General features: G+C 70.3%; 3 protein-coding genes. 2 read left to right on the forward strand and 1 reads right to left on the reverse strand.

All coding sequences use genetic code 11. The features are described 5' to 3' along the window. Positions 1-143: 143 nt before the first annotated feature. A complete protein-coding gene (locus AOK17_RS44970) occupies positions 144-668 on the reverse strand; it encodes a 2-oxo-4-hydroxy-4-carboxy-5-ureidoimidazoline decarboxylase (RefSeq protein WP_055618436.1) in 525 nt (174 codons plus the stop codon). A gap of 410 nt (positions 669-1,078) precedes the next feature. Here AOK17_RS44970 and AOK17_RS44975 point away from each other — a divergent pair, with 410 nt between their 5' ends. After that, on the forward strand, positions 1,079-2,665 hold the full coding sequence (locus AOK17_RS44975; protein WP_055618437.1) for a beta-N-acetylhexosaminidase: 1,587 nt from the start codon (positions 1,079-1,081) through the stop codon (positions 2,663-2,665). A 254-nt stretch (positions 2,666-2,919) separates the two neighbouring features. Then, positions 2,920-3,438, forward strand: coding sequence for a hypothetical protein (locus AOK17_RS44980; protein WP_055618435.1), 519 nt, complete (start codon positions 2,920-2,922; stop codon positions 3,436-3,438). The last annotated feature ends 264 nt before the right edge of the window (positions 3,439-3,702 follow it).

Raw genomic sequence — 3,702 nt, forward strand, 5'->3', positions numbered from 1 at the left:
CAGTTCCCCGCGCCCCTAGGCGCCTGCGGCGATCCCTGCGGCCCGAGGAGCCTGCGCCGTTCCCTGCGGCCCGAGGAGCCTGCGCCGTTCCTCGCTCGCGCCCCTGAAAGATTGCGCCGTTCCCCGTGCCCCTACGGGATGCCCTAGGAGACCGCGTAGTTGCCCGCAGCCCTGAAAGACCTGGTGAGGCGGCCTCTGGCCAGGCGGCGGAGTTCTTCTGCCGTCAGGATTCGTTCCTCGTCCGGATCGTTTGTCAATCGTGATCGGATTCCGGCCAGGACCTGGTCGAGGGACTCCTCGGGGGCCGTGTCGTCCAGGCAGATGACGAAGACGTGGCCGAAACGGCTCTCATAGGCGGCGTGGGCGGCGCTCAGGGCGGTGTGGGCCGCGGAGTAGGCGCCGTCCGGGAGGAGCGTGAGGGATTCGCAGGCCAGGGCCTCGGCGAGATCGCCGGGGGTCAGGTCGTACGCCGCCTCGTCGGCCGCGGCCAACAGGGACTCCAGGTCGGGGTACGGGCGGTGGGCGGCGACCCGGCGGGCCCAGTGGTGGCTGCCGCAACAGGCGAGGAGGGCGCGCTCGGCCTCGTCGGCGGGCATGCCGTTGAACCCGTCCAGGCCGGTGGGACGGGGTCCGGTGGGGTCCGGCGCCGAGCGGGTCTGCCCCGGCAGTTCCGAAGACCCCGAGGGCCCCGACGGGTCGGTCGGCTCGGACCGGTCGGACGGGTCCGGAATGGCGACGGCCTGGCCGGGGAGGCGGGAAGGACGGTGCGCGGGCAGCAGCGTGGGTTCCTCGGCGGTTCGGTGACGCTCGGACGGGCGCCACGCGTGGTTCGGCATGGGGTCAAGTGAGAGATGTGTCATCACGCTATCGAGGTGTCACGCGACCTGTCCGACGGATGCCCGAATATCACCCGTAAGAGAGAGTTTAAGAACGAGCTGTGGACGGCGGCCCCGGGTGACGGGGCCTAGGTTCACAGTGAAGGTACAGCGTACGAGAGTGATCGCAGGAGGGTGAGTGGTCTGTGGTGAACGGGCGTGGGCACAGGGCTTCGCGGTCCGTGCCGGGCGGCAGGAGGACTCTGCTGGTCGGTGCGGGCGTGGCGGTCGCGGCGGGTGCCGCGCTGACCGTCGGGCTCTGGCCGAGCGGTGACTCCGGCGCGCCCTCGTCCCAGCGGCCCTCCGGAGGGAGAACCGCCCTGGCGCCGACACCGTCCACTTCGCCCACTCCGTCACCCAGTCGGACGTATCCGCTGTCGAAGACTCCTCGGACCATTCCGGCCGTCCGGGAGCACACTCCGGCGCGCGGCCCCGGCTGGCGTCCCGCGAAGGGCGGGCGGGTCGTCGTGGGCGACGACGCGCTCGCGGACGAGGGGCGGCTGCTCGCCGGGGAGCTGGGCCTCGCCTACGCGGGCTCCGGTGGAGCGCGGGCCGGCGACGTGGAGCTGGGCCTCACCGACGAGGACGCCAACGCCGAGTCGTACACGCTGGCCGTGAAGGACGGGCGGGTGCGGATCAGCGGGACGGCCGAGGCGGGCGTCTTCTACGGCACGCGCACGCTCAAGCAGGAGGTGCACGCGGGCGGCACGGCATCCGAGGGAGTCGTACGGGACTCGCCGGCCAAGCCGCAGCGCGGGTTCATGCTGGACATCGCGCGCAAGCACTTCACGGCCGGGTGGATCGAGGACCGGATCCGTGAGCTGGGGGACCTGAAGTACAACCAGCTCGGGCTGCACTTCTCCGACGACCAGGGCTTCCGGATCGCCTCCGACTCACATCCCGAGGTCGTGTCGAAGCAGCATCTGTCGAAGGCGGAGGTGCGGCGCATCCTCGCGCTCGCGGCGAGCCGGCACATCACCGTCGTGCCCGAGATCGACTCGCCCGGCCACCTGGGCGCGGTGCTCGACGCGCACCCCGACCTCCAGCTCCGCAACACACAGGGCGTCGTCTCGCGGGGCTCGCTCGACATCTCCAAGCCTGGGTCCGCGAAGATCGTGGACGACCTGCTGAACGAGTACGCGGGTCTCTTCCCCGGGCGCTACTGGCATCTCGGCGCCGACGAGTACCGGGCGCTGACGGTGTCCAACCCGGCGGCCTCGTATCCGCAGCTGGCCGCCGCCGCGAAGGACAAGTACGGCTCGGGCGCCGGGATCGCGGACCTCGCGACCGGGTGGCTCAACGACCGGGCCAAGGTGGTGCGCGGGCACGACCGGACCCCGCGGGCCTGGAACGACGGGTTCTTCCCCGGGGGCACCGTGCAGGCCGACGACGACATCCAGGTCGCGTACTGGACGGGCAAGGAGATCGGCGCGCGGCAGCCGGCCGAGTATCTGCGGGCCGGTCGCGAGATCATCAACTACAACGACGAGTACCTGTATTACGTGCTCGGGCAGCCCAACGCCTTCGTCTATCCGACCGGGCAGCGCATCTACGAGCAGTGGACCCCGCTCGTCGTACGCGGCACGACGCCGGTGTCACGGGAGTACGACGACCAGATCCTCGGCGGCTACTTCGCCGTCTGGTGCGACCTCTCCGCCTCGCAGACGCAGGACCAGGTGGCGGCGGGGATCCGGATGCCGTTGCGGGCGCTGACACAGAAGCTGTGGGATCCGCGGAAGCCGGCGATGCCGTGGGCGGAGTTCAAGGAGCTCGCGGGGAAGCTGGGCTGAGGGCTGCGGCTGGGATGCGATGTCCCTCCTGCGGTACGAACTGGACGGACGGTACGAGTGGTGCGGCCATGACGGACGTGACTGTCGTGTCGCGTGGACGTCAACGCCCAGGTGACGGTATGCAGGACGAAAAGGCCTGGCCTGGATCACGCGTCGGTGTGGCGCAGTTGCGGCGGCTTGCCCGTTTCGGTGGCGAACTGCCGTGCGTGTGTGGTGTATTCACGCTGGCCGAACCGATACACCGGGGGAGCGGGATGGGCTACTGGGGATATTTCGTCGTAGGCAGGAGCGAGCAGCCGCTCGCGGAACTGGAGGCGCTGTCGGGCGCGACGGGCCTGACGCTGCACCAGACGGCGGACGACGGCTGGCAGGTGTGGGAGTACCCGAACGCTCCCGACGACCCTGCCAAGGGTGACGTCGGCAACATGAACGACCTGGCCCAGGAGACGGGCGCGCCCGCGCTCTTCGGGTACGTGATGGACAGCGACTGCGTGGTCGTCGAGGCGGCCGCACCCGAGAGCGGTGCCTGGACGACCTGTCTGGACAGGGACGCGATGGCCGGGTACCTCGGCGGCAACGAGGACGGGCTCGCCGTCGACGACTTCTTCCTCGAACCGCACGACGCCGTCGGACGGGCCGTCGCCTGGGCCGCCGAATCGGGGCGTCCCGTGCCCGAGGAACCCCTCCTCGACGTGCTCACCTCCGACGCCGAACCGTCGGCCGAGATGCTTTTCTTCCGATTTCTGGACCGGCTGGGCGTCGTCCCCATGTAGATTTCGGCCAACTCGCAGTGTGACGTTCCGGCCACAGTGCACGCAGTAAGGGGAAGTGCGGGCTCCGTTACCAGAGGCGGCCCCACCGAGGGAGGCGTGATGAGCCTGGTGGAACTGATCGCTCAGGCCGACGAGCGTGGTCTTGCGGCGAGCGGGCTGGCGTGTCTGGACCGGTGCGTGCCGCTGTTGGGCGGGGACGACGAGATCCTGCGGCCGTTGTGGGCCAGCCTTGCCGAGAGCGAGGGGTGGGGTCAGGACGAGGGG

The organism is Streptomyces phaeochromogenes, assembly GCF_001418655.1.
Lineage (GTDB): Bacteria > Actinomycetota > Actinomycetes > Streptomycetales > Streptomycetaceae > Streptomyces > Streptomyces phaeochromogenes.

Coding starts and splice junctions, on each gene's coding strand:
- AOK17_RS44980 (WP_055618435.1), top strand. CDS start 2,920: ATGGGCTACTGGGGATATTTCGTCGTAGGCAGGAGCGAGCAGCCGCTC.